The sequence below is a fragment of the Psychrobacter sp. Arc9 genome (assembly GCF_041431295.1).
Lineage (GTDB): Bacteria > Pseudomonadota > Gammaproteobacteria > Pseudomonadales > Moraxellaceae > Psychrobacter.
On sequence record NZ_JASMRK010000045.1, the window covers coordinates 1 to 4,677 of the forward strand.

Here is a 4,677-nt window from a genome sequence, read left to right on the forward strand (position 1 = left end):
TTGATGTCAGTTTGCTTAGTCATTGCTTATTCTCCTGTTATTGGATTATAAGCAGTTACACAAAGTTTGGGAAAGGCTCGACTGAGCTAGGCTTCTCACCTCATACTAAAAAAACTATTTTTATGAGCTAAGCTACAACGCTGGTTATAACTCTATAGAAATATGGACAATATCATTATGAGAAGCAAGGTTCGCGAAGATCATCCAATTTTACTATGCCACTACACTTATCAGGTGTCCTAGTTTAGTTGACCACTACAGTTCAGCCTAAACTTGTTAAACCGCCTTAACTATAAAGTAGGGCGGTTTATTTTTTTGTAGGATTTGCAATCTTATGAATAGTTTTATTTCAACACTCAGTCTTATCTGATGAATAAAATCATAAAATAAATATTAGTGATGATTTTATTCATCATAATTAATAGGCTTTGTAATCGTTTTAATTAATTTAATCTTTTTTATCAATTACTTATATTTTTTTTAATAAGTTTGGTACGTAGATTGCATCAATGTTACTAGAGTTTAACTTACAAATACTCGAGGTAAATTGATGAATACTGATAACGTTCAAATCTTTAAAACTGCTCGTCGTTTGTTGACAGGTGAGAACTCTAGTTATCTGCTACCTGAAGAGATGGCTAGCTTAAATGTAAAAAGACCGTTAATTGTAACGGATAAAGGTGTCAAAGACGCCGGTATTATTCAACCAGTCATTGATAATCTCAAATCAAACGGTGTTGAAAATATATTTATTTACAGTGATATTTCAGCAGAGCCAGAAACCCACATTGTTGAGGCTTGCTGTGAGACTTTCGAAGAAAATCAATGTGATGGGGTTATCGCTATAGGAGGTGGTAGCGCAATGGACACGGCAAAAGCCGTTGCGATTTATAGTGGTGAAACAAGATCATTGAGCGAATTATTCGGTGAGGATAAAGTAGCGCCTCGGAAAATCCCTTTAATTTGTATGCCAACAACAGCAGGAACAGGCTCTGAAGTTACTAACATATCAATATTGTTGGATGTTCAAGCACAGATTAAAAAAGGCATAGTAAGTAATGAGCTACTACCAGATGTTGCTATTGTCGCTCCTGAGCTAACATTGAGCTGCCCAGAATTTGTTACTGCTGCAAGTGGCGTTGATGCGCTAGTACACGCAGTAGAGAGTTACTTATCTAATTTTGCTTCCGAAATCACTAAATCTTTATCCATTGCTGCAATCCGAATGATTGTTGATGCATTGCCTGTTGCTTATCAAGAGCCTACTAATATAGCTGCACGTGAGAAAATGGCTACAGCTAGTTTAATGGCGGGGTTAGCTTTTGGTAATGCTGGCGTTGGAGCTGTACACGCGCTTGCATATCCGCTTGGTGGTAGATTCCATTTATCTCACGGTGTTAGTAATGCAGTCATGTTTTCTCATGTGATGAGGTGGAATAGCACTAGCTGTCCTGACAAGTTTATCGATATCGCGATTGCTATGGGTGCAGACCATTCTATTAGTGAATCTGATGCGGGGGACTATGTAGTCGCTAAAATTGAAGCATTATGTGTGTCTGTATCTATCCCTAAACAACTTAGAGAGTTTGGAATCGAGTTTGACGATTTAAATGAGTTAGCTACTTCAGCTAGTGCTGTGACCAGGTTATTGCGAAACAACCCTAGACAACTTAGTGTCAAAGATATTGAAACTATATACCAAGAAGCCTTTTAAGGAGGAAGTCTGCTATGTCTTTATGGAAGAAGCGAACGGCAGCAGGAGAAGCATCTTATTATCCACTAGGACCATTTAAAGTCCGACTACCCTTTCTACATTACCGTTTTGAGTGGCCTGATTATTTCCAAGGTCTACTCATGTGTGCTGTTGATTTAGCTGCTATTCCGCTAATGACAGAACTACTGGGTATGCCCTTTGAAGCAGCCCTTGCCATTGTGATGATCAATGGAATTTTTTATCTACTCCATCACCTATTAGGTGATCCTGTCGTACCTGGGTGGATCACACCTGCTATACCTCTACTTATTATGTATGTATCTACTTTTCCTGAAGGAGAAAGTAGAGTCCATGCGCTCATTGCTTTTCAGATGATGTTAGGCTTATTCGCCATATTTTTAGGAGCATCAGGTGCAGCTAAGCGAGTCGTTCATCTTATTCCTAGTGCAATTAAAGCAGGCATCATTATGGGTGCCGGGCTAGCTGCAGTATCTGTGGTTTTTCAAGAAGGCGGGCGGTTTGAGACTTATCCGTTTACTGTTACTATCGCTGTTGGGATCGCATTTTACTTAATCTTTTCGCAGCATTTTGCTAAGTTAAGAAAGTATCATTGGAGCTTTCGTTTTATTGGTAACCTTGGTGTATTTCCTATTATTGTACTGGCAATTATTCTTGCACCAATGTTCTCAGAGGCACCTTGGCCAGATATCCAGTGGGGTATCACAAAGCCAGACTTTGTGACAATGTTTACTGAATATACTGTATTTGGTGTAGGTCTCCCTCCAATGACAATGTATTTAACAGCTATTCCAACAGTCCTGGCTGCTTACATCGTATTATTTGGTGATGTATTACAAAGCAAATCCATATTAGAAGAAGCTGATGAAGCACGCCAAGATGAAAAAATTGATTACGATCCGAATCGAGCACATCTGATTTTTGGCGCTCGAAATCTGGGAATGAGTATTATGGGACCAGATGTTGCAATGTGTGGTCCTTTGTGGGCGGCAATGCATGTTGTGATTGTTGAGCGATACAAGCAGGGCAGACAGGCAATGGACTCAATCTTTGGGGGTGCTGGCTCTTTCCGCTGGGGTACTAATACTGGATTGTTACTATTGCCTGTAGTCAGTTTAGTACAACCAATACTAGGAATAGCATTAGCTTTAACATTATTGATTCAAGGTTATGTTAGTGTTCGAATTGGTATTCAGGAAGCGCGTTGCGATAGTGATCTAGGTATTGCTGGTGTTATTGCTGGAATACTGGTTATAAAAGGTGCCACGTGGGCATTCGCTGCTGGAGTATTATTATGCTTCTTAATATACGGTTGGCGTTTGCGTGAAAAAATAAAGGAGTAAAACTGAGTGTTCCTTGATGAAAATCTACAGAGAGTTATAGACGCGCTAAGTGATGGCGTCTATATCACTGATGGTAATGGTATAACAATTACTATGAACAAAGCTTATGAGCAAATGACAGGGCTACCTAAGCGGCGTTTAGTCGGTTTACATATGTCTGAAGTCGTCAAGGCTGGTTTTATTTCGCGTTCCGTTTCACTCGAAGTACTGAAAGAACTGCGTGCTATTACTATCATCCAAACAATAGGTAGTAATCATAAAATATTTGTCTCTGGTACTCCTATGTTTGATGCAAAAGGTCGGATAGAGTACGTTGTCACTACAGCAAGGGACATAACAGAGCTTTTAAAAGCAAAGCATGCAGAAGAGCAGCTTGAGCAACTATTAAAACTAAGAGAGAATTACGGAACGTCAGTCGAAGGGGATACAGCGCAAGAAAAATTTATTATTAGCCGTAATACGAAAGCTTGTTATGATTTAGCAAAAAAAGTTGCTGCAACTAGTGCCAAAATGCTTATTCAAGGTGAAACTGGTACTGGCAAAACATTATTAGCAAATACCATCCACCAGTATAGCAAGGTCTGTGACGGTCCATTTATTGAACTTAATTGCGCGGCTATGCCAGAAGCACTACTTGAAGCTGAACTTTTTGGATATATGCCGGGAGCCTTTACTGGAGCATTGATAAAAGGAAAGATTGGACTGCTTGAAGCCGCCAATAACGGCACTTTATTCTTGGATGAAATTGGTGATTTACCGCTCAGTTTGCAAGCAAAGTTACTTAAAGTAATTGCTGAAAATCGCTTTATACCTGTCGGTGGCACTGAGTTTAAAACAACAAACTTCCGCTTAATTTCCGCTACACATTATGATTTAAAAAAACTGGTAGAAGCAAAATTATTTAGAGAAGACTTACTTTATCGATTAAGTGTTGTTCCCATTTATCTACCACCGTTACGAGAAAGAAGCGATGAAGTTCGTCCATTACTAGAACATTACATTCAATACTTTAATGAAAAATATGAACTAGATTGTCATTGGCACGAAGATGTTCTTTCACAATTAAGCGGCTATAACTGGCCCGGTAATATTCGTGAGTTGATTAACTTAACGGAAAGGTTAGTAGTTACCGTTGATCAGTCATTAATCACCGCTGCACAGTTACCTGTTGAATACAGTTCAAAAAAAATTTCGAAATATGATAAGTCTTCCTTGAAAGCGCAGGTGGAGGCACTAGAACAACAATTAATCAATGAAGCTATAGAAGAGTATGGCACCACAAGAGCTGCTGCTAATGCTCTTAGTATTGATCAATCTACCCTAGTTAAAAAACAAAAACGTTGGCGTATTAATGAAAGTAAGAATATATCTTAATGTATTTCTAACAAAGCTAGGGCTTGTTATCAATTAGCGGAGATATTTCAGAATAAGCCATACTTAGATTATATTTATGAATTTGAGATCGGATATTATGACAAAATAACATGCCTTATGAGATGATCAAAGGAAGCGAATTAAAGTACTTTTATTAGACCTCTTGCAAAAGTAGCAGAGGGAATTAAAATAAGAAGAACATTCATCGTTGTCTAGGAACCATGCCAA

The 4,677-nt window shown here is 38.6% G+C and carries 3 protein-coding genes; all 3 read left to right on the plus strand.

Annotated features, from left to right (window positions below):
- The first annotated feature begins 550 nt into the window (after nt 1-550).
- From QO187_RS13605 to QO187_RS13615, 3 genes are read left to right on the plus strand one after another with little or no spacing between them, the layout of a single operon-like run.
- The gene (locus QO187_RS13605; protein WP_102092563.1) at nt 551-1,714 is read left to right on the plus strand and encodes an iron-containing alcohol dehydrogenase family protein; all 1,164 of its coding nucleotides are present in this window, start codon (nt 551-553) and stop codon (nt 1,712-1,714) included.
- 14 nt (nt 1,715-1,728) lie between these two features.
- Nucleotides 1,729-3,075 carry a hypothetical protein gene (locus QO187_RS13610; RefSeq protein WP_102092562.1) on the plus strand — a complete coding sequence of 449 codons (1,347 nt, stop codon included), beginning with the start codon at nt 1,729-1,731 and terminating at the stop codon, nt 3,073-3,075.
- Between the two features lie 6 nt (nt 3,076-3,081).
- Nucleotides 3,082-4,449 carry a sigma-54-dependent Fis family transcriptional regulator gene (locus tag QO187_RS13615; RefSeq protein WP_102092561.1) on the plus strand — a complete coding sequence of 456 codons (1,368 nt, stop codon included), beginning with the start codon at nt 3,082-3,084 and terminating at the stop codon, nt 4,447-4,449.
- The last annotated feature ends 228 nt before the right edge of the window (nt 4,450-4,677 follow it).

Coding starts and splice junctions, on each gene's coding strand:
- QO187_RS13610 (WP_102092562.1), top strand. CDS start 1,729: ATGTCTTTATGGAAGAAGCGAACGGCAGCAGGAGAAGCATCTTATTAT.
- QO187_RS13605 (WP_102092563.1), top strand. CDS start 551: ATGAATACTGATAACGTTCAAATCTTTAAAACTGCTCGTCGTTTGTTG.